The organism is Enterococcus sp. C53 (assembly GCF_040887425.1).
GTDB classification, from domain to species: domain Bacteria; phylum Bacillota; class Bacilli; order Lactobacillales; family Enterococcaceae; genus Enterococcus_B; species Enterococcus_B hirae.
Map to the genome: position 1 here is coordinate 134933 of NZ_JBFOFT010000008.1, position 23963 is coordinate 158895.

The 23963-nt window shown below is 36.1% G+C and carries 19 protein-coding genes and 2 tRNA genes; 4 read left to right on the plus strand and 17 right to left on the minus strand.

The window, feature by feature from the left end:
- Window positions 1-344 precede the first annotated feature (344 nt).
- From AB3I42_RS10915 to AB3I42_RS10935, 5 genes are all read right to left on the minus strand, one after another.
- The gene (locus AB3I42_RS10915; protein WP_010737226.1) at window positions 345-587 is read right to left on the minus strand and encodes a hypothetical protein; all 243 of its coding nucleotides are present in this window, start codon (window positions 585-587) and stop codon (window positions 345-347) included.
- Between the two features lie 749 nt (window positions 588-1336).
- Entirely contained in the window at window positions 1337-2326 is a 990-nt protein-coding gene (locus tag AB3I42_RS10920; protein ID WP_010737225.1) for a polyprenyl synthetase family protein, read from the minus strand.
- Window positions 2327-2348: 22 nt separating this feature from the next.
- Window positions 2349-2915 carry a Gx transporter family protein gene (locus AB3I42_RS10925; RefSeq protein WP_010720692.1) on the minus strand — a complete coding sequence of 189 codons (567 nt, stop codon included), beginning with the start codon at window positions 2913-2915 and terminating at the stop codon, window positions 2349-2351.
- A gap of 12 nt (window positions 2916-2927) precedes the next feature.
- Entirely contained in the window at window positions 2928-3338 is a 411-nt protein-coding gene (locus tag AB3I42_RS10930; protein ID WP_010737224.1) for a NusG domain II-containing protein, read from the minus strand.
- A 135-nt stretch (window positions 3339-3473) separates the two neighbouring features.
- Window positions 3474-5411, minus strand: coding sequence for an NAD(P)/FAD-dependent oxidoreductase (locus tag AB3I42_RS10935; RefSeq protein WP_181914237.1), 1938 nt, complete (start codon window positions 5409-5411; stop codon window positions 3474-3476).
- Window positions 5412-5712: 301 nt separating this feature from the next.
- Between AB3I42_RS10935 and pplA the strand changes: the two genes are divergently transcribed.
- From pplA to menA, 3 genes are all read left to right on the plus strand, one after another.
- Entirely contained in the window at window positions 5713-6642 is a 930-nt protein-coding gene (gene pplA, locus AB3I42_RS10940; RefSeq protein ID WP_010720695.1) for an extracellular electron transfer flavoprotein PplA, read from the plus strand.
- 175 nt (window positions 6643-6817) lie between these two features.
- The gene (locus AB3I42_RS10945; RefSeq protein WP_081123408.1) at window positions 6818-7918 is read left to right on the plus strand and encodes an FAD:protein FMN transferase; all 1101 of its coding nucleotides are present in this window, start codon (window positions 6818-6820) and stop codon (window positions 7916-7918) included.
- A gap of 12 nt (window positions 7919-7930) precedes the next feature.
- Complete coding sequence (gene menA, locus AB3I42_RS10950; RefSeq protein ID WP_181914238.1) at window positions 7931-8884, plus strand: 1,4-dihydroxy-2-naphthoate polyprenyltransferase; 954 nt, start codon at window positions 7931-7933, stop codon at window positions 8882-8884.
- Between the two features lie 98 nt (window positions 8885-8982).
- Here menA and AB3I42_RS10955 read toward each other — a convergent pair whose 3' ends face one another.
- The 5 genes from AB3I42_RS10955 to AB3I42_RS10975 form a co-directional block, all read right to left on the minus strand.
- On the minus strand, window positions 8983-9591 hold the full coding sequence (locus AB3I42_RS10955) for a hypothetical protein (protein ID WP_236592720.1): 609 nt from the start codon (window positions 9589-9591) through the stop codon (window positions 8983-8985).
- A 90-nt stretch (window positions 9592-9681) separates the two neighbouring features.
- Entirely contained in the window at window positions 9682-10035 is a 354-nt protein-coding gene (locus tag AB3I42_RS10960; RefSeq protein WP_236592719.1) for a hypothetical protein, read from the minus strand.
- A gap of 33 nt (window positions 10036-10068) precedes the next feature.
- Window positions 10069-10953, minus strand: coding sequence for a hypothetical protein (locus tag AB3I42_RS10965; protein WP_181914239.1), 885 nt, complete (start codon window positions 10951-10953; stop codon window positions 10069-10071).
- Between the two features lie 102 nt (window positions 10954-11055).
- Complete coding sequence (locus AB3I42_RS10970) at window positions 11056-13770, minus strand: lysozyme family protein (protein ID WP_368022492.1); 2715 nt, start codon at window positions 13768-13770, stop codon at window positions 11056-11058.
- Between the two features lie 29 nt (window positions 13771-13799).
- The gene (locus AB3I42_RS10975; protein ID WP_258924788.1) at window positions 13800-14843 is read right to left on the minus strand and encodes a helix-turn-helix domain-containing protein; all 1044 of its coding nucleotides are present in this window, start codon (window positions 14841-14843) and stop codon (window positions 13800-13802) included.
- A 356-nt stretch (window positions 14844-15199) separates the two neighbouring features.
- Between AB3I42_RS10975 and AB3I42_RS10980 the strand changes: the two genes are divergently transcribed.
- Window positions 15200-16648 (plus strand): helix-turn-helix domain-containing protein, encoded by a 1449-nt coding sequence (locus AB3I42_RS10980; RefSeq protein ID WP_223603382.1) that lies wholly within the window; start codon window positions 15200-15202, stop codon window positions 16646-16648.
- Window positions 16649-16757: 109 nt separating this feature from the next.
- Here the strand turns inward: AB3I42_RS10980 and gor are convergent, their stop codons facing one another.
- The 7 genes from gor to AB3I42_RS11015 all read right to left on the minus strand — a co-directional run bounded on the left by gor (window position 16758) and on the right by AB3I42_RS11015 (window position 23946).
- Window positions 16758-18104, minus strand: coding sequence for a glutathione-disulfide reductase (gor, locus tag AB3I42_RS10985; protein ID WP_368022493.1), 1347 nt, complete (start codon window positions 18102-18104; stop codon window positions 16758-16760).
- A gap of 171 nt (window positions 18105-18275) precedes the next feature.
- Window positions 18276-19517: a U32 family peptidase gene (locus AB3I42_RS10990; protein WP_010720714.1), complete on the minus strand. Its 1242-nt coding sequence runs from the start codon at window positions 19515-19517 to the stop codon at window positions 18276-18278.
- An 18-nt stretch (window positions 19518-19535) separates the two neighbouring features.
- Window positions 19536-20459 (minus strand): peptidase U32 family protein, encoded by a 924-nt coding sequence (locus AB3I42_RS10995; RefSeq protein ID WP_104325190.1) that lies wholly within the window; start codon window positions 20457-20459, stop codon window positions 19536-19538.
- Window positions 20460-20651: 192 nt separating this feature from the next.
- Window positions 20652-23132: an ATP-dependent Clp protease ATP-binding subunit gene (locus AB3I42_RS11000; RefSeq protein ID WP_368022494.1), complete on the minus strand. Its 2481-nt coding sequence runs from the start codon at window positions 23130-23132 to the stop codon at window positions 20652-20654.
- A 6-nt stretch (window positions 23133-23138) separates the two neighbouring features.
- Window positions 23139-23609 carry a CtsR family transcriptional regulator gene (locus tag AB3I42_RS11005; protein WP_010737205.1) on the minus strand — a complete coding sequence of 157 codons (471 nt, stop codon included), beginning with the start codon at window positions 23607-23609 and terminating at the stop codon, window positions 23139-23141.
- Between the two features lie 130 nt (window positions 23610-23739).
- Window positions 23740-23813: transfer RNA gene (locus tag AB3I42_RS11010), tRNA-Arg, on the minus strand.
- Between the two features lie 59 nt (window positions 23814-23872).
- Window positions 23873-23946 (minus strand) — tRNA-Pro (locus AB3I42_RS11015).
- Window positions 23947-23963: the final 17 nt, after the last annotated feature.

Consider the following 23963-nt stretch of genomic DNA (forward strand, 5'->3'; position numbering starts at 1 on the left):
TACAACTGCAATATCATTGATCTGATGTATCGAATGTTTCAATCAAAAGCCACAGACAAACTTCCACCTATAAAAGGTTTGTTTTTCTGATGCTATTCTGTCATATAAGTATGACTTCTACTTACTATTTGTCGCTTCCCCAATATATAATGTTTCATTAAACGGATTTCCCCAAAATCTTGTTCAATCAAACATGCTGCTTCTTGATCCATACACAACAACACTTTTTCTTTCCTAGCTCTCCTCCTTTTCTCTTTCTGGTTCTATCTTACCTTATTCTTTAAGGTCTGTGTTATTTTGTATGGTATTGCAACATTTTTAATTTTATTATGTACAAAAAGGACTTACAAACACGCTTCTTTGTTTACACGATAAAATTTTAACTGATTAGATGAAAGATATTCTACATTCAGCTTAAATTTTTTGACAACAAGTGTCCTAATTAGAAATTTATCCGCCGTGGTTAACGGTTTTTGACATTCTTTTTCAATATCTTCAAATGAGAAATGATTTTTTTTACTGATCATTCGGGTTAAAATCTTATTTACATCTACTCTGGTTAAATCCGTTGTTAATCGTTTTTTCACTCAACATCTTCCTTTCTAATTGTATTTCTTCACTAGTGAATATAACATATTTTTAGTCTTGGTCCAGAACAATTATTTTCAAAATTAGGAAAGATTGTTTCGCAAAATAGTTGTTTTAATGAATAATACACGTTAAAATTTCTTTTTTTCACTCTTATCTTTTGGATTTGTCATCCAGTTATAAAAAAACCGATTTCCCAAATAGAAAACCGGCTGAATGTTATTCAAAATTCTATTCGTCGTTTCCCCCAAAACTACGAATAGTCAGTTAAAGATTGTAACCTATAGTCTGATCCCTCCTTTTATACAGATAGCGACTTTCTGTGTATACAAAGTCTCACTTATAAGTACATGCCTAAAGTTAAGTAAATTTCAGACTGCAACAGCAAAGTCCTCTGATTTCACTGGCATCTATTATTAGCATACTTTCTTCTCAATACTCTTTGACAACTATTTTTTCTAAAAATAAAAAAAATTGGTAAAATTAAAGAATAAACTTTAGACCGATCTTCCAAATAAAGAAGTAACGTGATTGAAATAGATCCAATATTTTTCTAAAATAAAAAAGAGACTGAGCCAAAACTTTCCTCAATCTCTTCTGGTATATCTAAAAACGAATAAACGGCGTTCAAGAAGCAATTCCTCAACAATAAGGTTCTCAAGTTCAACCATCACATGCCTACTCTTTTTACTTCTTGATTCTTGAAATAGAATATGCCATTGTAGCGGCTGATTTATGGTATTTTTCTTTAATTTTCCCTATCTAAAATCAACTCAGTAACTGACAAAAGAATCTCACGTGTATCAAAGGCTGTATCAGGGAGCTTACTAATTTCCTTTAAGGCTTTTTTTGTGTAATCTTCCGCTAATTTTTTGGCTTTTGTCACACCATTGACTTCCCTGACAATCTGACGAACACTTTCTGCTTCCTCTTGTGTCAACTCAGTTTTTTTATCCAAGTATGCAATCAATTCTGCTTTTTTATCTGTTTGTAATGCGTAAATCAATGGTAGAGAATACACGCCTTGACGCATATCTTCTAATACTGGTTTACCGATATCGACCGCATCTTTCGTGTAATCCAGGATATCGTCAATGATCTGAAACGCCATCCCGACAGCTAAACCGATTGAACCTGCTTTTCGAGCAAACCGTTCATTCATTCCACTTTCATAAGCTCCGACTGAACAACTTAATTGAAAGAGTTCGGCCGTTTTCCCTGAGATGTTTTCTAAATACTCCGGCACAGTTAAATGATAATTGTAACGGTCGTCCATTTGTCCAAGCTCACCATCTAATACTTTTTCCATACTCCGAGAATTAGATTGTAAGCTCTTTAGCGAATTAGAATAATTTGAAAGTAATTTGAAACAGCAAACAAATAAATAGTCTCCTGCATAAACGGCTACCGTATTCCCAAATCGACCACGTAAATTAGGCTGACCACGTCGAACATCTGCCTCATCAACGATATCATCATGGATCAATGTAGCGGTATGAAGCATTTCGATCGAAGCAGCTAGCGCAATCGCCTTTTCACGATCTTGTTCTGGACCAAATTGAGAAAAGAGCAATTGATAGGCAGGTCTTAGCAGTTTACCTCCCGCATGAATCGTCTCTTTGATTGCTTGTTCGACTGGCTTGTTCTTTAAGCGGACAACATCTTCCATCTTTTTCAACGTCTCGTTTAATTCGTTTTTCAAAGTTGGATACTCACTCCACATTGGATGTAGCTTCATAAAAAAACTCCTTGTATAACCATTATTTTTTCAAAAAAAGCGGTTGCCATTTCTCTTTTTGTTCTTTCTCATAGTCTCTTTGAAAAAGTTGTAATGTACGTACATGTTGCAACAAATAATTGGCTGCAATCCCGATCGCAATTCCAGACAGAATACCTAGGAAAGATAGAATCGGCAGATATAACATGACTGTCCATGATTGAGCAATGAACGAAGCCATCACTAGTTGTCCGACATTATGCATAAAGCCACCTGTTGCACTGATTCCAATAATACTGACTCGCTTAGGACCTAACTGTTTCACTAACAGCATTCCTACATAGCTGAGTAACGCGCCACTCATACTATAAAGAAAGGTAGAGATCGTCCCACCTAACAAAGTTGTTAAAAATAGGCGAAGCCATAACAATAAAAAACTATCCCGTTTTTTCATCGTAAAAATCGCTACAATGGTAATCAAATTAGCAAGTCCTAATTTTGCTCCAGGAGCAAATGAAAAAGGATATGGGATCATGTTCTCAATTAATCCAATGATGACTCCTTGCGCCACTAGTAAAGATATATAAATCATTTTTTGTAATTTTGTCATGGTGTGGATAGCCTAATAGATCAGACCATCTTTGTCACTCCCATCTGTTGACCGAACCTCGATCACTAATTTATGAGGCAAGCAAACAATCGTTTCGCCATTCTTAGAAGCCCACCCTCGTCTCACACAAATCTGATCGCCACAATCTGCTTCTTTTATGCGTATCTTGTCGCCATCAACTTCGATTAAATTATAATCACCATGTGGATCTTCATAAGTATACGTATATTTTTTACTCCCAGCTACTAATGGGAAGGTTTTGATTTCATCACCATCAACGCGTAGTACAGCTTCTTTATCAGGAGCTACATTGTCTTGTTGATAACTAAATACGATGATGGGTAAAAAAGAAAGAGCAATCAAAAGAACGATAATGAAAATATCCCAAGGTTTAAGCAAACTTTTCTTGATAAATTCTTTCATCTTTTCGCACGCCTCCTCTTGCTGAACTGTTCTCCAATTTTAGCATGAAACAAAAGAAAGTCCTAGGTTTCCCCAGAACTTTCTTCAATCAGCCATTATTCTCAAATTGTTCAGTTTAAGCTCTAGGCTAATTTTTTATTTTGATCCATATCGGGATTTAGGTCTCCCATACCACCAATTGCCTAGTGTTTTTTGTAACCATGGAATCACCCAGCGATCAAGACCAATTGCACGACCTGAACCGTTCATCAATGCAAAAGCAACAAAGATAAACCAGATGTTTACCCAGTAGAACATTCCAGATAGACAGAAAGTAATCACTAAAACAATGGTCGTTGCACTACATAACCAGGTAAATAAACCAGCAATCAAAGCGAGTGCTAAAGCAATTTCAAAGAATACCATGAATTTTTGGAAAAACATTGCTACATCATTATTTGGCATGATCACTTGCATCATTTTCGTGAACCAGTCTGGTGATTTTTCAATCACGGCCATAGGCTGTTCACCATAAGCATAACTTAGACCAAAGTGAGTAGCTTGTGTCGCAGCTTCTCCTGCACCACTGGTTGCTGCACCAGTAGCTGCTGTTGTTGCATCGCCAGCAGCGGAAGCCCCACTTGCTACATCGGTCACATTGTATTCCCAAGTCCAAGGGAACACGCTGTTACCTGTAAACCATGAACCTTCACCAAACCAAGTACTTGGTTTCAACACTTGCCCATCACCAACAATTTTTTTGAAGGCTTCGATAAACCAAACCAGACCATAGAACACTCGTAAAGGCACACTCCATAAGACATTTCCATAACGGGAAGAATGGCCACGTGTCACATTACGATCGTCTTTGATATGGAAGAATTCGTGCATCATGTATTGGAACATATAATAGCCAGAACGAATATCAAAGAAATATTTCAAATTGACGATGTGTTTCATCACAATCGCTAAGAAACCACTTAAATGGATCTTATCAAATAAATTGGCAACGCCCCATTTGGCACCGATCGATACCATGAAACCTTGATAGTTTCCTTTAAACTTATGCTTTTCGCCGCCTTTGATGGCAGCTACGATATTGGCTGCTGCTGTATGACCTGTTTGTTCAGCCGCTTGAACGATTTGTGGCGTTGGTATTCCAGGAAATTCTTCATAGAAAACCAAGTCTCCGATAATATAGATGTTTTTATCTTCATATCCTTTTGCCTGCATATATTCATTCGCTACCAAACGTTGACCACGAGCGGACTCTAAGCCAAAATCAGCAGCATCAGAAGTTCCTTTGACACCAGCTGTCCAGATCAATGTGTGGGTAGGAATCTGACGACCATCTTTTAACTTGATATGGTCTTTCGCTACTTCCACGATTGGTGCATTCAATAGTAGTTCTACTTGATGTTTCTTTAAATAGCGCTCTGCTTTGGCTGCATCATTACGATCCAGCATATTTAAAATCGTCGGCATTGCTTCTACAACCATCAATGTAATTTCACTTGGGTCTAATTTGTAGTCTTTAGCCAAACGTTTTTTCCAATCAATCAATTCACCAATCATTTCGATTCCGGTGAATCCTGAACCACAGACCACAAACGTCAGCATTGCTTTACGTAACGCATCGTTAGGTTCTAAAGCTGCTTTTGCCACGGTACGTTCAATGTGTTCACGTATTTTAACTGAATCTTCAAATGACCATAAGGTAAAGCCGTTTTCTTTTACTCCAGGAGTCCCAAAGTCATTTGGTTCTCCCCCCATTCCCAAGATCAACTGATCGAATGGGTAAGTGCCTAATTTTGTTTTCACAACTTTTTGTTCTTTATCGATACCAGTGACCGTATCTGTCACTAATTGAACATTTTTTTGTCGAGCAAACAAGTGCTGTAGATCATATTGGATTGCTTCTGGTTCAACCCGTCCACCTGCAACTTCGTGTAATTCTGTCATCATCGTGTGGTACGAATGACGATCAATCAAAGTGATTGTCACATCTTCTTTTTTAAGTTTTTTTGCCAAGTATTTTGTTGCTGATACCCCGGCATAACCTGCACCCACAACGACAATATTTTGCTTTGTCATTGTTCATCCGCTCCTTATTGGTAATCCTTTATTTGAAATGATTAACATTTGTATTAGTTTGCTACCTATTACACAATCTTTATACATTATATAGATGTTATTCCCTTTTGTCTAACTCATTTTCATTATTTTTAAAAAATTTGTGGTTAAGCTCTTTTTCACGAAATTTACAGAAAGAAAACGGTTTAAAGATTACACTAGTTATTTGACGAAAACGGTTGACTTATGGCTGATTTTCATTAGAATGTATAATGAATCACAAAGAATATTGTGTACTAAAAAAGGAAACGGTGGGAGTAAAATGAAGAAAAAACGTTTTATTACTGGATTTGCTGTATTAGCTTTTTCAGCTTTAATGTTAGGTGCTTGTGGTGCGGATGATAACGGAAGCTCTAACAGCTCAACAGAAGCTTCAACTGCTAAGACATCAGAAACAAAAACAACTGAAAGCTCAGCACAAATCGTTGCTGGCGGCGAGTTACAAGATGGTACTTATAAATTAGAAGAAAAAAATTACTCTAACGGTTATCGTGCAGTCTTCGAAATGGTTGTCAAAGACGGCAAAATCACTGAATCTAAATATGACAACATCAACGAAAATGGCGAGTCTAAAACCAAAGATACAGAATACAACAAAAACATGGAAGCAAAAGCTGGTACTAGCCCAGAAAAATTCATTCCACAATTGAATGAACAATTAGTCGAAGCACAAAGCGCAAGTGGAGTTGAAGTTGTTACTGGTGCAACTCATTCTTCAGAAAGCTTCCAAAACTATGCACAACAATTGATCCAAGCTGCTCAAGCTGGTAATACTGATACAATTGAAATCAATAACGGTGCAGATCTTCAAGATGGCACATACAAATTAGAAGAGAAAAACTATTCTAATGGTTACCGTGTACAATTTGAAATGACAGTCGCTGATGGTAAAGTATCTGAATCTAAATTTGACTATGTCGACAAAGACGGCAACTCAAAACAAGACGATGCTGACTACAACAAAAATATGAAAGCAAAAAGTGGTACGTCTCCAGAGACTTACATCCCTGAATTGAACGATGAACTTGTCAAAGCAATGGGCGAAGAAGATGGCTCACCTGCAGATGTTGAAGTTGTTACTGGTGCGACTCACAGCTCACATTCATTTGTAATGTATGCACAACAATTAGTGAATGCTGCTGAAAAAGGCGACACTCAAACAATTCAAGTTGACAATATCGTAACAAAATAAATTTTCTATAATTATCCGTGGAAGAGACGATTGCACAAGTTGTTTCTTTGAGATCCAAGCCGAGATGTCCAAAATTTTTCTTTGAAAAATTTTTGTGATGTTTCGGCTTATTTCTCAAAGTACACTTTTTGATTTCTCAGCAACCGTCCCTTCCACTAATGAAATGAGGAAACACATGTTAAAGAAACGATTACTCTCTCTCGTAGCCTTTTTAAGTTTGTTCACGTTAGCAGCTTGCAGCACAGCGACGAAACAAACGACCTCTGAGAGCAAAACGACCACCAAAATTTTACAAGAACCTTATTCTGATGAACAGTTCTTATTAGGGACTTATGTTCGGATTCGAATCTATGATGAAGGCAAAGAAGCAGCATTAAAACCTGCCTTTGCTCGGGTCAAAGAACTAGGTGATAAAATCACGATCAATCAGGAGGGTTCCGAAATCGACGCAGTGAACCAACAAGCGGGTATCAAGCCAGTAAAGGTTTCTGATGATATCTACACGTTACTAAAACGTGCTTATGAATATAGTCAAGATTCACAAGGTGGTTTTGACATGGCAATCGGTGCTGTTACTCAATTATGGCGTATTGGGTTTGACGATGCGAGAAAACCGGCCCAAGAAGAAATCGATCAAGCATTAAAGCTGGTTGATTACCATAAAATTGAGCTGAACGATAAAGACAAAACTGTTTATCTGAAAGAAAAAGGCATGATCATCGATCTTGGAGCCATTGCTAAAGGCTATATCACAGATGAAGTTGTCAAAGTGTTAAAACAGCAAGGTGTAACGACTGCTATCGTTGACTTAGGTGGAAATGTCTATGTTTTAGGTCATAGCCCACGTGGTGAAGATCAAGACTGGACAGTTGGTATCCAAGATCCGAATCTAGCACGTGGTTCTGTTTTAGGGACGATCAAAGAACGGAACAAAACATTAGTGACTTCTGGCATCTATGAGCGTTATTTAGAAGTAGATGGTAAAAAATATCATCATCTATTTGATCCAGATACTGGTTATCCTTTTGATAATGATATTGCTAGTGTTACAATCATCACAGATAAATCAATTGATGGTGATGGCTTGTCGACAGCTGTCTTTTCAATGGGTGTGAAAAAAGGATTGGAATACGTCGAAAGTGAACTGAATGATGGAACGGAAGCCATTTTTGTTACCAAAGAAAACAAAGTATACGTGACCGATCCGATCAAAGATACTTTCGTTTTGGACAAAGATTCTAAATATACGATGGGCAATCGTTCTGAATTGAAATAAGGAGTATGAACTATGACACTAAAGATCTTTTTAGAAGTAGTAGAACTACGAACAAAGGTGGCTAGTGTATTTCCTTTTGCGATAGGGGTTTTATTCTCTATCGCTTTTTTTCATGAAATACATTGGCTTAATACAGGGTTGTTTTTTATTGGTATGTTGGTTTTTGATTTAGCAACTACAGCAATCAACAACTATATGGACTACCAAAAAGCCCATTCGAAAACTTATAAATACCAAGAAAACGTAATTGGACGAACTGGCATCTCACCAAAACTGATCCAAAAAATGATCCTAGGAATGATTTTCTTTGTCTTACTGATTGGTGTAATCCTAACCGCTAGAACTGGGATTTTATTATTATTGATGGGCGCTACTTGTTGCTTCATTGGCATTTTTTATACCTTTGGGCCCATTCCCTTATCACGAATGCCTTTAGGGGAAATTTTCAGCGGTGTAACAATGGGGTTGGGAATTTTTGCCATGGTCATTTACATCAATACTTACAGTACGAAAGTATTTGATCTGATTCTTTCTTTTCAGACAGGAACCTTCCGTTTAGAAGGAAACATTTGGAGTATCCTAACGATCATCCTAGCTTCACTCCCCTTGGTTTTTACGATTGCCAATATCATGTTAGCTAATAACCTACGGGACTTAGAAAGAGATATCGAAAATCATCGCTATACTTTAATTTTTTATATTGGGCGTCCCATTGGACAATTGTTGTTCCAGTTATTGATGTATGCTTGTTATCTGGTCGTCTTGATTGGACTATTGAGCCATGTCTACCAGTGGCCAATCTTGTTGACTTTTCTCACATTACCAACGATCTATCGTAACTTGCAACAATTCAAACAATCCTTGCCTCACCCCATCAGTTTTAGCTATGCCATCAAAAATATGATCTTGTTCAACAGTAGTTATGCATTGGGCTTACTTTGCAGTATTCTGTTGTCTTATGTTTAGAGATCCATTGATTTTTCAAATAAAAATAAGACCCATGAAGTCAATGAAAAGCTGTGACTTCATGGGTTAATTTTAAGTTATCTTAGAATGCTAATCTTTTACCTTACAGGTGCTTGCAAAAGCTGTCCCTGTAAACCTTTCGTTAGTGTATTGCCGCCGATTATTCGTTGGTTTTGTGCAGTTAGTCTTTTAGCCTGTGGTATTGCATGTTTCGTAAGATCAGTAAGCTTACTTAGTTCTCCTTTACGAGACATGGTATTACCGACGTCAAGTGCGCTCACTCCCTTTTTAGCATTTTGAGCCTGTATCTTTGCATCTATTAAATGAGTTTTATACTCTGCTCTTGCAACTGGATCAATCGAACTCTTGAATTTGATATGACTATTGACTCGATCTTCAATTACCTTAGTATCATCTCTAGTTATGAGGTCTTCTAATGCTAACTTATTAAATTTTTTTAGTGGTTGTTGGAGCAATTCTCTTTGCCTAGCTTCTGGCGTAATACCTCTCACTTCATCAATCTTTCGCCCAAGCCAGCCTCTTTTTTTCGGACCGTTTAATTTAAGTAATGGAGAGTTTTGTTTTTCTAGTGCCTTTACTACCTCTGGATTCCCTGCACATAGTTGCGTAACGAAAGCTCTCTGATTAGTTGTATCTTTTAGAGTGGCTTGATAAACTTTTCTTGCATTTGGATCAATCGAACCCAAGAATCTGTTCTCACTTAGGACTTTATCGCGAATGACCTCATTCTCATTCATGAGTGGTTTTAATAGGTTCTTATCAAATTTATGAAGTGGTTATTGAAGTAGTTTATCTTTCCATTTATCTTGCCTAGCTTCTGGCGTAATACCTCTCACTTTATCAATTATTCGCCCAATCAACCCTCTCTTTTTCGGTTCGATTAATTTAGCTAGTTTAGGATCTGCTTTTATTATTTTTTCTATTTCACTACCGTTTTTTCCTTCACATAGTTGAGTAAGAAAAGCTCGTTGTTGATTCTCTTTCCGTTTATTCCATAATTTTTTCCCAGCTCGACCTACGCGTATTAGCATTCTTCCAATAAAAAGTGTCGCAGTAACAGCCCATCCTGGCATCTTTTTAAAGAGTCTTTCGGTATAATCTAGTTCTCTTTCCGTTCCCGGTTCCATCATATATTTTCACCTCCTTCTTATTTTTCATCTGAATCAGACATTCTTTTTCGTTGCTTCTTCACGTGTGGTCCCATCTTGAGTGGGAGATACCGCTTCGTATTCTTTCTCGTATATCGTAATCCAATTAAATGAACCAGGGTCGCCTCTTAGGGCATATTTCGAGCCTTTTTCTCCAATAGAGAAAGAAACTTCTTCTTTTCTACCGTTATCGTCGATTTTCGTGATGACAAATACTGCACCGTCTTGATCTGGGTTGACGGTGACAACACGATAATCATAAGTGAGCTCATTAACCGTTTTGTCTTCTTCGGTTTTTTTCTGGATTAACTTACCGTCTTTAAATTCTAATGTAAATGTTCGATCGGTATTCGTATTTTCCCATGCGCCTTGTTGTAAGACGTCTAACCAAGCTTGTGAAATCACTTGTTGTGCTGCTTCTGCTTGTTCGGTGATTTCTTCTTCCATTTTGACTTTAACTTCTTCATTTGGATAGAAGTAGATTTCTTCTTTATCTTCTTTTAAATAAAAGATTGTACTTCCCATACGTGATTGTAATTTGAGTTTTTTCATGGTTCCTTCTTTATCTTCTAGCACTAAATACCCGTTATCGACTAAGTAATATTTACCAGCTGCTAGCCAAGAAGAAGCACGATAGGTCCCGTCGGTTTTTAATTCTAGTACCATTTCGTCACTTCGATTGGAGTACCATTTACCACTATAAGTAGTGGCACTGTATTCTCCTAATCGTTCCTTACTTTCCGCTGTTTCTTCTGTCTGACCTTTTTTAGTCGTCTCTTCCCGATTGGCTGTGTTTGAGAACAATGAATAGCTTGTCAAACCCAAGACCACAACGAAAAAAACTGTTACCCCTATTAAAAAATTTCTACCTGTTTTGGTTTCTAAAAAATTTTTGATCATATTTTTTCCTAAAAATAAAGCTTTTCGTTATTTTTAGGAATTACTCACCACCTTTACTTTTCACGAATTGACTAATGAATCATTAACTAGCTAGTCGAAAGATTAAGGCACCCCATATCCAGAGATTGCTGAATGATCGAGTGTATAGGTTCTTCTTCGAACCATATTTTCTGAATTACCTTCAATTACTTGAATCGTATTTCCACCTGTAAATTCGACGATCCCCACTTGGTCTTTCCCCGTTTTATTACCTTTCCAATCAAAGAAAATCAAATCCCCTGGTTGCGGGATATAGCCTATATCAGTGGCTTTGAATTTATTATTCTTTTTGTACCAATTGAACATATCTAACGGTCTTACAGTATTCGGTACACGACCTTGACTGAGATATCCTGCTTGTTCTGCTACCCAAGTAACAAAGATCGCAGACCACTCCATTCGGCTCTCATAGCCAGCCCACTCCCAATATTTATTGCCATTTAACGTACCGATTTCTTTAGTTGCCACCTCTACCAACTTGCCAGTAGAGTTTGAGAGGTTGTAAGAAATTAAGCGTGCATAGAACATATCACCAAATGCGTAACGCCAGTTATAGCCAAGATCTAAAGCCACGCCCTTATTATAAGAAACAACTTCCCCATTACTTCTTTCTTGCGCATAAGCTTTGCTATGCTCAAATGTATATTTACTATCTGTACGGATCAACTCGTCCAAATAGTCTTCCCCATAATTGTAAACTTGGATCGCTGCTAAGTTACCTAATTGATACATTTGTGCTTTTCTTATTAAATTTGCAAAATAAGCTACACCTAATTCAATTGACTTTTCTGGGTTGATCGTTTGATTCAAATTTTGTGCTTTAGCAATTCCCATAATATCCGGAACGGTTTCACCATCCCCACCACTTTCTACCCAGATTATAGATAGTATGACATTGGTAAATGATTCAATGTTCTGTTTTTTTGCTTCTGTTACTACTTTTTCTCGCCATTGAACCACTTTTTCAGGTGGATAAATAAGCTCACCTTGCGATTGTTCTCGATCATACTGACTTAATTTCGTACGATTTCCATAAACCAAATTTTCAATAAAAATTGTCGGATTGATTTCTGGATTGCGGTAGAGGAAGATTCGTTTTTCTTTCATGATCATCAATAAATTACCGTCAAATTTGTCACTTGTGTAACCAATCAAATCTCCGCTTTCTAAAGAAGCTCCTTCACGTATGATCGGCGTCACATTAATATAATAAGCTTGGTATTTCTCTGTTTCCGTTTTGATACTTGTTGTCGTTTGCTTTTTCCCATTTAGATCTCGAGCCGTACGCGTACTGATCTCTGTTACCTTCTCGTTTGATGTGGCATAGACAGGCGTTTGTGGTTTCGCATCAATGATTATTTCATCATTCATATTGGCATCGTCCCGACCGCGATAACCATAATTACCAATAACAGAAGCATACGAAACTTTCCCTAAAGGATTATCCATAAAAATCTTATCCTGAAAACGATCGATTTCTAACACAGGATAATATTTATCGATTTCATCTTGTGAGAATGCTGAGATCGTTCCTATCACTTTATTGTTTGAATAGAGTTCGATTTGAGGATCTAAATCAAGAAATTCAGCAATCGTTTGTACTTTGACATTCAGCGTGACGCTGTCTTTGTCTTTTTCTTCTTTGTCTTTTTCTTCTTTGTCTTTTTCTTCTTTGTCTTTTTCTTCTTTGTCTTTGTCTTTAACTTTTTCTTCTGTATCTTTATCTTCTTCAAATTCGACTTTGTATGTAAAAGTGCCATCATGGATTGCGCGAAGTTCATCTTCTACTTTTGCAATCTTAACTGGCTCTTCCTCCATTGGTGAATACTTATCTTTAAACTGGGCATAAAAAGACATATATAATGGAGGACTCATGGATGTTTGGTCTTTTAGTCGTTTCAGATAATTAGGAAGCGCACTATTTTTAATATTATAATTTTCATATTTGGCATTTAAGTAATAGATATAGTTATCCCCATTTGAAGCAAACGAAAATTGTTCCGGATCGGCAACCATTCCATTCACTTCAAAATAAACTTCATCATGTTCTTCAACTAATTGATTGTAACGATTATAAACATCTCTATTTTTAGAGGCATCCAAATAGGAAATATACTCAAATGCTTCAGCGATCGCCATATCTTCTGTTTTCAATGTGAACAAGGCGACAATAAAAGTCCAAATCGCTAAAACAACCGAGATTACCACGAGAATGATCGCCAGTATAACGATAACTATCGCGATGATCAATAGCGCCTTGATTGTAATCACTAAAAAAATCAGCGTAATGAGGATCCCGATAATCGTTAAATCTCCCTTTTCATCTCGCCCACCAAGCATTTTCATAGCCGCTTCTTTTGCTTGCCCTTTTGGTGACAGCTTTTGAGCCATATCTAAAAATTTTGACGCTGATTTTTTTTTACCTAGAAATTTCTTGAAGAACCCACCCTTTTTGCCGACGCCTTTTGTAGGATTTACATAGACAACTTTCGTCTTTTTACCCTTACCAAAAATATTGTACCATTTTTTTTTGGTGGATTTCACTGAATCTTGAGGTGCAAATCCTTTTTGATCTTTGTAAGCAGTGTAGCTGTAAGGGGTACTATCCTTAGAAGAACGAGCAACCAAATTGCCTTTTTTTGTTTCTTCTGCTACTTTTTTTAACTGTTCTTTTTTTAGCTGTTTCTTTTGCATATTCACTTTTGGTTGATCTGTCGACTGTTTTGTTCCCTGGATGTTATTCTGACTTTTTGAATCAGATCGTAATTCCTGTCGCACTTTTTTTTGATCATTTTTGCGTTTTAGGCCTAAAACTTTACGGAATGATGATACGCTTGCCAAATCTTAGGATTGTTTTGCATCACTTTTTGATAAAATATATCCGCATAACTGACTTTAAAGATCATTAATTCTTTATAAAAATTGATAAAGTCAGATAAGTAGTCGATGGTTCTTTTACTGACCGATCCTTCAATATTAAGTAAATAATAAAAATGAGTAAGAAAAGTTTCAATTTTCTTAGGCATGATTGTCTGGCGATTAGTATCTATTGTAAAGAGCAAGCCGAAATAGGAACTTAAGACATTTGCTACATTATTTCTAGTTACATTAAACTTATATTTTTGACTCATCAACGTTGTAAAGACCGTATCTTTTTGAATTACTGTTAAAAGCTCAGTGACAACCATTTCTTTATTCTCCAACTCATCTTCCGGTACAAAGTGTTTGTGACCTATACGAATGATCGAAAGAAAAATGTAATACACCGAATAAATAATTTTAGGAGCACTAGCCGTTTTATTTTGTGCTTTGAGACACCTACGTATTAATTGATAGATAGAATCAAAATAAGCAAACTCTTGTATTCGATACATCTCTTTAAACATGCATGCAAATAAACGTCTAATTTCCGTTTCATTGCCAACTACCATTAATTTTGCTTGTAAATCGATCTGAATATTTATGGTCTCTGTATAAAAATAATTGTTTATTTTTGACACAATCCTGCGAATACTTGTTTTACTCAAAAATAAAGATTGAGAAATTTCAGTTAGTGTTGGTTCGTATATGACTATGTATTTTAGTATTTTGACATTAATTGAATTATTCAGTATTTTTACAAAAATATCATCTAAATTGACATTGTTCGGTATCGTCAAACTCACTTCTTTGTGATTATTTACCTCAATATGAACAGGAAAATAGGAATCATTGAAGTGTTCAATATCAGCAATTAGTGTTTTATCGGTAATTGTCAGCTTCCTTGCTAGTTTGTTAAGATTGGAAGACCTAGTATTTAACAAATAAAGTAAGGTAACTTGCCTTTCTAATTGCTTTTCAAGTAACCCCATAAGTACAAAACTCCCTTCTATTAAACATCATGTAAGAGTATCGTACAGTCAATTCCTTTAATTTCCCGTATGTTTTTTTCTAGTTTTAGAAATTTAAGTTCTCAAAAATATTTGAATTGTGTTAAAATATAAAATTTAAAAATCCAATCATATAGAATATATCTATTCCATTTTTTAAATAACAATAACTAAATACAATAATAACCAATGTAACAAATAACCATTAACGATTTACTATAAAGTTAATAAAAAACAAGTATAGAAATTTATAAAAAAAACACTAACATAACAAAAATATATGATAAAATAATTTATATACCATAAGAGAAAGGTGGGAGGAAGCGATTTCTAAGATTTTGAAATCCAAAATGATGATGAAAGAACTTAATATACTGGAAAAAACTTCAGAAAGACAAGTCAAGTTAGCATTACTTCTGGGTATGTCATCAATTGAGTGCAACACGCTAACAAAGCAATTAAATGTGACAAAAAAAACATTATTAAGTGACATTGTTTTTTTTAACCACACCTATTCACCTGTTGTCGTTAAAATTGATCAGTATCAAATCATAACATTAAAAATGCCTAATGATATGAATCTGGAAGACTTAATCAAAAAAATACTAAATCATTCTACGAACGTTCAAATCTTAAAAACGATTTTTATTAATGAACCTGTTTTGTCAAAACTCGCTGAAACATTATTTTTAAGTGAAACCAGTATTCGGCGAATTATTTTTAAAATCAATGAATATTTTTCTGAAAGAAACTGGCCAATCATGATCAAAGTTGCTTCTCAGTTACAAATTACAGGTGACGAAAGTTTTATACGGCATTTTTTTTGTAGCATGTTTCGTGAAATTTATACCCCGCAGCAACTACCACATTTTGACTATATATTTGACTTGTTACAACGTTATCATAATAAAAACCATACGTTTTCTTCAGTAAGTACATATAAGTTAATTTTAAATAGTTACTATTTTTATACGTCCATTATTCGTATCGGACAACGACACATAATTGATTACCCTTTAAAAAAAGAAACCGAAAGTGAACGATTATTTTTTGACTTATTGACAAAAAGTACCGTTCTTTGTTCGATCATTGAAAAGAAATATAATTTTAGTATTACAAAGTCAAATGTCCATAACCTATTAAGTTCATATAGTCATTTATATTTTTTTAATTCAAAAAATGATGAATTAATGGAGCAAAAGAAATTACAAAATTTAGTTCATAGTTTTTATCGTTATATGGGCATAGATATTACCTTATCTCCTAACGACATACAAAGACTAAATGACTTTATCCATTTTAATGAACGATTGCAATCCTTTAAGACGACATACATAGATCTTTTATCACAAACATTTATCAAAGAATCAGAAAAACTATTATCAGCTTATGAAAATTCAATCGAACAAGCCGGTTTGACTGAAATCAAAGAAAACCAATTACTTTATGAAGAATTATTTTTAGAACTGATTACATTATCTCCACAATTATTATCAACACTCCTTCCTTATAAAAAACATTTATCCATCGTCATTGTTTCTTATCAGGAAGAACGGATTTTGTCTTTCTATAAACAACTGCTGTTAAAAAAATTTCCGTCGTTATATAAAATTGATATGTATCAAGAAAATATTTTCTCTGTTGATTATGTGAAAATCAATCAATATGACCTAATTTTAACTGATATCGAGCTAAATCAAACAAAGATCTCGACTAATATGTTAAAAATATCAAAAATTCCCACTTCTGCTTTTTGGAGCAACCTAAAAGAACTTCTTTATGCATAAGGGAGTTACATCATTGCTCGTTTAACATCGGTATCACAGCATAAAAATATAGTGCGAGTCCAAAGTTAGTCTAAAAACTAACTTTGGACTCGCACTATAGTTATACTTTCTATCGCATAGTAACAAACTCTTCTGCACCAGTTGGATGGATAGCGACCGTATCATCAAAATCTGCTTTTGTCGCGCCCATTTTAATTGCAACAGCAAAGCCTTGTAACATTTCATCGACACCAATACCAATTGCATGTAAGCCAATGATTTTTTCTTCTTCTCCTACGCAAATCAATTTCATCTCACATTTTTGTCGATAGTCATTCAATGCAAAATACATAGGTGTAAATCGTGAACGATAAACTTTGATCTGATCACTTCCATAGGTAGCCAATGCTTCATCTTCTGTTACACCGATCGTTGCAATCGGTGGATGGGTAAATACAACTGTTGGTACTAAGTGATAGTCTAGATAAGAATTTTCTTTCCCATTGAATAGCCGTTCAGATAAACGTCGACCTGCAGCAATTGCCACTGGTGTCAAATCAATTTTACCGATCACATCTCCCACCGCAAAAATATGTGGATCTGTGGTATTTTGATATTTATCAACTTTTATAAAACCACGTTCATCTAATTTTACTTGGGTATTTTCTAATCCTAATTGATCGGTATTAGGCACTCGACCACCTGCGAACAATACACAATCACCAGAGAGTCGTTCACCATTTTCAAATACAACTGTATACTCATTGTCGTTTTTGATGATTTCTTTAGCTATATGTCCAGCGTAAGTTTTGATCCCAGCTTCTTGATACATCTCAACTAAGTTATCAGATAGCATTTTATCAAAAGTTCGTAATGGACGTTCTTTTCGATACGCCCACATTACCTCACTACCTAGCCCGTGTAAAACACCAGAAAGTTCTGCGGCAATATAACCTGCTCCTAAAACAATTGTCCGTTTTGGCAATTCTGTCATCTCAAAGAAGCCATTTGAATCAATTGCATATTCGCCACCAGGGATCGTCATTTTGCTAGGCTTACCACCAGTTGCAATCAGAATTTTTGTTGCTTGATAGGTTTCCCCATTTACTTCCACGGTTTGACTGTCTATAAAGGTAGCATATCCTTTAATTGCATCCACTTGATTACTATCCAAGCCACGTTGATACGCACCATGTAAAAAGTCAATATATTTCTCACGCTTTTCAACTAACTCTCTAAAATCTACTTTTTTTACATCTGCTTGGATCCCATAACTTGAAGCATCTCGTTCCATTGTTTCTAGGATCGTGCTGGCTTGCCACATTACCTTTTTGGGTACACAACCAACATTCACACAAGTCCCACCAAGTTCATTTCCTTCAATTAATAAAACTTTTACACCGTGCATTCCGGCACGATTCGCAGAGGCGATCCCTCCAGAACCACCACCGATAACTATATAATCATACGTTTTCATGCTATGCCTCCTAATTTAAGAAGATGCTTGCTTTTCTTCTTACTTTGGATAAATTTTCAAGAAAAATTTCTTCTCTACTGTTTTTATCCTTACAAAAAATAAGTTTAACACGTTTAAACAGATAATATAACTTTGATGCTTTATTTTTATTGGATTGATTAGCGTATGCTTTTATTTTCTTTTCCGAATCATATCTCCTGGTTTTACAGGTTGTGTCACTGGCATAGTTAAAATCATCATCGGATTTGGTGCCCGGTCAATGGATTCATCTTCTTCATTGTACATTACCTCAACCGTTTGGCTAAAATGAGTGAATCCTGGACCATAAAATTCGATCTCATCTCCCACAGAAAATAGATTTCGTTGACGGATCGTTGCAATTTTGGTTTTTTCATCATAAGACATTACTTCACCTACAAATTTATAAACAGGGATCTTACGACGTTCCCCAAATAATTGTTCATTTTCTGTTGGTGTATTGTAATAAAATCCTGTAGCAAGTTCCCGTTGTGCCACTTTCCATAACTCATCAATCCACTCTTGCTTGCAGACATAATTTTCAGGGTCTTCCATATAACTGTCGACTGCAGCTTTATAAACATTAGAAACTGTAGAGACATAGTGGATTGATTTCATTCTTCCTTCAATCTTAAAGCTATCTACCCCATTTTCAATCAATTCCGGGATATGCTCGATCATCGACATATCTACTGCACTCATTGAAAATTCTTCTTCTATTTCGCCGTTTTCTGTCAGATGATTTCTTTCTTGGCCAAAAGGCATATCAAATAATCCATATTTCCAACGACAAGATTGTGAACAGCCCCCACGATTAGCATCACGCATTGACATGTGATTAGATAAGGTACAACGGCCAGAATAAGAAATACACATCGCACCATGGATAAAGGCTTCAATTTCCACATCCGTATTTTTACGAATCTCAGCCACTTCTTCCATAGAAACTTCACGAGCTAAAACGACACGCTCTAATCCTTCTTCTTTCCAAAATTCAAGAGTTTCAAAGTTAGTGGCAGATGCTTGTGTCGATAAATGGATCGGTAAGCCCGGTGCTTCTGTCGCACATATTTCAATCAGCGCTGGATCTGAAACAATTACGGCAGAAATTCCGACATCACGTAATTGACGGAAAAATTCTCCAGCACCTTCTTCATTTCCTTCATGTGTCACCATATTTGCAGCAACATATACTTTTGCGTTATGTGCTTTTGCAAAAGCTACGCCTTCAGCCATCTCTTCATAGGTAAAGTTACCTGCGCGACTTCTTAGTCCATAAGCATTTCCGCCAATATAGACTGCATCTGCGCCATAATGAATCGCTGTCTTTAATTTTTCAAGTGTCCCAGCTGGAGCTAAGACTTCGGGTCGTTTCAATTTTCTTTTTGTTGTCATTTTTTCTCGTCATACTCCTTACTTGATGGCTTCAGGATCAATATAGAAGAAGCCAGTATCTAATTCACGATTTTGAGGATGTAATTCACTTATCTTTTTGCTTAATATTTCAGCACTTTCCTCATTCCAAGTACCTGCAAGGATTTGTTCTTTCGCTTCCACAAATGCTTTGGTAATTTTTACAAAATTTTCTCCTGGGGTAAATAAACCATCAAGTTTCCATGTACGGAACTGATGTTGATACAATAACCCTAATTCTTTTGACAGGTTGATGTCATTGCTGGCAAAAATATGGGTCCCATGAGTGTCTTCATAGATGGAATAATGTGTGTCGTCTTTCTTAGGTTCTGAAATAAACAATCCCCGATCACGATCTACTCGCTCTTCTTGTTTGGTAAAATGATAATAATTTTGCAATAAAGGACGTTTTGATTGATGAATGCAAGTAGCACCATACACTAGAATTTCTACCGGAACATTTAGTTTTTCTTCCATGGCTTTCATTTCTTCAAAAGGAACTTCTCTAGCTAAAACAGCTCCAACAGCTCCTCTTTTCGCCCAAAAATTGATTTGTCTAGCACTAGTAACTAACGTTTCTGCATCAAAAATGTAGGGAATACGCCATTCTGGATGTTTCTTCATGGTATATATGATACCTGTATCACCTACTATCAGTTGATCTACCCCAATTTCTTTCAGGAATTGTAGATATTCAGGTACTTTTTTCATTTTTTCAGGATGAATAATCCCATTCATCGCAATATTTACTTTTTTACCATATGTGTGCGCCAATTCAACTAATTGACGTTGTTCTTCTCTTGTAAACGACGCAGGTAATCGCAAACCAAATAGTTCCTCGCCAAAATACAAAGTATCTGTTCCTGCTTCAAGTAATTCTTTTGCTTGTTCAAAAGTTTCTACCGTAGTTATGATTTCGATCATCATTTCCTCCTCCTACAACTCCATAATAGTAGCATAGCTTAAAAAAGTTGCCAACACTTCTTACATTTATTGGTGGATTTTTGAATTTAAATTCACAAGAAAAAAAGTAAAAAAAATAAAAAAGTGAGAGCCTTTTGCCCATAACCTTCAATCGTTATGTGGAACAAAATTCTCTCACTTCTTTTTTAACTCCTATGATTCAACTACATACTTTTTTGGAAGACGTACATTCAAAGTGATTTTTCCTTTGGAGGCTCCCACTGTCACTTGATCGCCCAAATGGATTTCTCCACCTAATAATGCTTCACTTAAACGATCTTCTATTTCTTTTTGCAACGCTCTTCGTATTGGACGAGCGCCATATTCAGGATCAAAACCAGCTTTTCCGATCACATCTATTGCTGCCGGAGTGATCTTCACTTGGATATCCTGTTCTTTCAAACGTTTGACGATTGCTCGACTCATAATTTGAACAATGGAATGGATTTCATCCTTGCTTAATGAATGGAAGACAACTGTTTCATCTATCCGGTTCAAGAACTCTGGACGGAATGTTTTCTTTAATTCTTCTAAAATACGCTTTTGCATGGCTTTATGATCTTTGGTAATGTCTTGGACATTGAAGCCAACGTTTTTTTCTTCTCGAATTTGGGTTGCACCAATATTGGAAGTCATAATCATGATCGTATTTCTAAAATCAACTTTCCGACCTTTAGAGTCTGTTAAATGGCCATCGTCTAGTACTTGTAATAACAGATTAAATACATCTGGATGGGCTTTTTCTACTTCATCTAATAAGATGACAGAGTAGGGCTTTTGTCGAATTTTTTCTGTTAATTGTCCACCTTCATCATACCCAACATAGCCCGGAGGTGACCCAATCAACCGACTCGTGCTGTATTTTTCCATAAATTCAGACATATCAACCCGAATCAAGGAATTCTCGTCCCCAAACATCACTTCCGATAAAGCTTTGGCAAGTTCCGTTTTACCAACTCCTGTAGGTCCTAAGAACATAAAGGAGCCAATTGGTCGATTTGGATCTTTTAACCCACTACGAGCCCGACGAATTGCTCTTGATACTGCTTTGACTGCTTCATCTTGTCCAACAACACGTTCATGTAAAAGTGCTTCTAATTCCAATAAACGCTGACTTTCTTTCTTTTCCAGTTGTTGTAATGGAACACCTGTCCATTCAGAAACGACTGTGGCTACATCTTCTTCAGTCACACGATCAGCATAACCATTTTCCTGCTTTTCTTCTAGTATCAATAGTTTTACTAATTTTTTGTGTAATGCTTTTTCTTGTCTTCGCAATTGTGCTGCTATTTCAAAGTCTTGTTTTTGGATTGCTCGTTCTTTTTCTTTGACTAATTGTTCGATTTCCAACTTAATTACTGTAGATTCCGAAAGATCATCTGTTTTATCTAAGCGTACCTTAGCAGCTGACTCATCAATCAAATCGATTGTTTTGTCAGGTAATTGACGAGAAGTGATATAGCGTACAGAAAGATGAACCGCAGCTCTTATCGCATCATCAGTGATTTCTACACCATGATGCTCTTCATATCTTGAACGAAGACCACGTAAAATCTCTTCTGCTTCTTCAGGTGTCGGTTCATCTACTTGAATTCGAGCAAAGCGTCGTTCAAGGGCAGAATCTTTTTCAATGTACTTTTGATATTCATCTAACGTTGTAGCACCAATCGTCTGTAATTCTCCACGAGCTAAAGCAGGTTTCAAAATATTAGATGCATCAATTGCCCCTTCTGCACCACCGGCACCAATCAAGGTATGCAACTCATCAATAAATAAAATGACTTGACCGTCGTTATAGATTTCGTCAATCACCTTTTTCATACGGTCTTCAAATTCTCCACGGTATTTTGTTCCCGCTACTAAAGACCCCATGTCTAACATCATCAAGCGTTTTTCTTGCATCTCTTCAGGAACTTCACCCATCACGATTTTTTGGGCTAAACCTTCAGCAATCGCTGTCTTACCAACACCAGGTTCCCCTACTAATACAGGATTGTTTTTAGTTCGGCGACTAAGTATTTGAATCAAGCGTTTTACTTCTCTTGAACGCCCAACAACTGGGTCAAGTTTTCCGTCTCTCGCTAACTTCGTCAAATCTCTTGCTAAAGAATCTAACGTTGGAGTACCTTTTACCATTTGACGCTTTTCTTGTGGGTTTTTACGACGGATACTATTATTACGGCTATCATTTTTTATGCCCATTTTTTGTTTCAAAGATTGTCGGACTTTCGTTAAACTGATTCCCAAATTGATCATCATCCGAGTAGCCATGATACTTTCATCTCTTAGCATACTCAACAAGATATGTTCCGTTCCCACTTTTTGAGCACCCATTTTTCTTACTTCACTATTTGCCAATGCAAAAATTTGTTTCATGCGTGGCGAATAAGGTAAAAAGGTTCCTTGAGGATATGAAGTCATTGTACCGTAGCCAATCAAATGCTCAATCTCTTCGTAGATGTCTGTTTCAGTTAATCCAACTTCACGTAGTACTTTCCCAGCAATTCCATTCGGTTCAATAACCAATGACAACAAAATATGCTCAGAACTAACAGACTGATGCTTAAACTTTTTTGCTTCATCTTGTGCAATTTCTAATACTAATTGTGCTCTTTGCGTAAAAAGTTCTTCCATTCATCTTCACTTCCCATCTTCATAGCTTAATCGTTCAAGAAATGCTCGAAGAATTCGAGCACGAACATAATCTTCTAGCCCCCCCTCTACATTCAGTGTATTTTTGGCAATTGCGCTCAGCATTAAATTGCCTTCTTTTTTAGTAACAATTTGGTCCTCATATAATTTTTGGATGATTGCAAAAGCATTTTTTTCACTAATCGTTTCATTGAATAGCTGATTCACTTGTTCCAACATATGCCTTTTATCAGAAATTCTTACTTTGGCAATCCGTATGTAGCCACCACCGCCACGTTTACTCTCAACCAAATAACCTCGCTGAATCGTAAAACGAGTATTAATCACATAATTAATTTGAGAAGGTACACAATTAAAGAGGTCGGCCAGTTCAATCCTGCGAATCTCAATCATTTCATTTTTTTCTAAAAACTTTTTTATATATGATTCAATTAAATCCGAGGTATTCTGATGCGCCATCTTACTCATTCCTTTGACTAATATTGACCTTAATTATAGCGAATTTAATATCAGAAAGAAAGAAGAAAGACTTTTCCCTTAGAAATCATTAAAAATATAAAAAAATACGGAATGCAGGATTCCGTATTAACGCGCCCAAGAGGAGTCGAACCCCTAACCTTTTGATCCGTAGTCAAACACTCTATCCAGTTGAGCTATGGACGCATATTCAGTTCATTTAAATTATAAAATACATTTCTATAAAAATCAATAAAAATAAAAAATCGGGAAGACAGGATTCGAACCTGCGACCCCTTGGTCCCAAACCAAGTGCTCTACCAAGCTGAGCTACTTCCCGAAAATATAAAAAAGACT

What these genes read in the sequence shown, in the direction of transcription:
- AB3I42_RS10975 (WP_258924788.1), bottom strand. Translation starts at nt 14,843, where the DNA reads ATGGGGTTACTTGAAAAGCAATTAGAAAGGCAAGTTACCTTACTTTAT.
- AB3I42_RS10995 (WP_104325190.1), bottom strand. Translation starts at nt 20,459, where the DNA reads ATGATCGAAATCATAACTACGGTAGAAACTTTTGAACAAGCAAAAGAA.
- menA (WP_181914238.1), top strand. Translation starts at nt 7,931, where the DNA reads ATGACACTAAAGATCTTTTTAGAAGTAGTAGAACTACGAACAAAGGTG.
- AB3I42_RS10960 (WP_236592719.1), bottom strand. Translation starts at nt 10,035, where the DNA reads ATGATGGAACCGGGAACGGAAAGAGAACTAGATTATACCGAAAGACTC.
- AB3I42_RS11005 (WP_010737205.1), bottom strand. Translation starts at nt 23,609, where the DNA reads ATGGCGCATCAGAATACCTCGGATTTAATTGAATCATATATAAAAAAG.
- AB3I42_RS10965 (WP_181914239.1), bottom strand. Translation starts at nt 10,953, where the DNA reads ATGATCAAAAATTTTTTAGAAACCAAAACAGGTAGAAATTTTTTAATA.
- AB3I42_RS10945 (WP_081123408.1), top strand. Translation starts at nt 6,818, where the DNA reads ATGTTAAAGAAACGATTACTCTCTCTCGTAGCCTTTTTAAGTTTGTTC.
- AB3I42_RS10930 (WP_010737224.1), bottom strand. Translation starts at nt 3,338, where the DNA reads ATGAAAGAATTTATCAAGAAAAGTTTGCTTAAACCTTGGGATATTTTC.
- pplA (WP_010720695.1), top strand. Translation starts at nt 5,713, where the DNA reads ATGAAGAAAAAACGTTTTATTACTGGATTTGCTGTATTAGCTTTTTCA.
- AB3I42_RS10920 (WP_010737225.1), bottom strand. Translation starts at nt 2,326, where the DNA reads ATGAAGCTACATCCAATGTGGAGTGAGTATCCAACTTTGAAAAACGAA.
- AB3I42_RS10935 (WP_181914237.1), bottom strand. Translation starts at nt 5,411, where the DNA reads ATGACAAAGCAAAATATTGTCGTTGTGGGTGCAGGTTATGCCGGGGTA.
- AB3I42_RS10925 (WP_010720692.1), bottom strand. Translation starts at nt 2,915, where the DNA reads ATGACAAAATTACAAAAAATGATTTATATATCTTTACTAGTGGCGCAA.
- gor (WP_368022493.1), bottom strand. Translation starts at nt 18,104, where the DNA reads ATGAAAACGTATGATTATATAGTTATCGGTGGTGGTTCTGGAGGGATC.
- AB3I42_RS11000 (WP_368022494.1), bottom strand. Translation starts at nt 23,132, where the DNA reads ATGGAAGAACTTTTTACGCAAAGAGCACAATTAGTATTAGAAATTGCA.
- AB3I42_RS10990 (WP_010720714.1), bottom strand. Translation starts at nt 19,517, where the DNA reads ATGACAACAAAAAGAAAATTGAAACGACCCGAAGTCTTAGCTCCAGCT.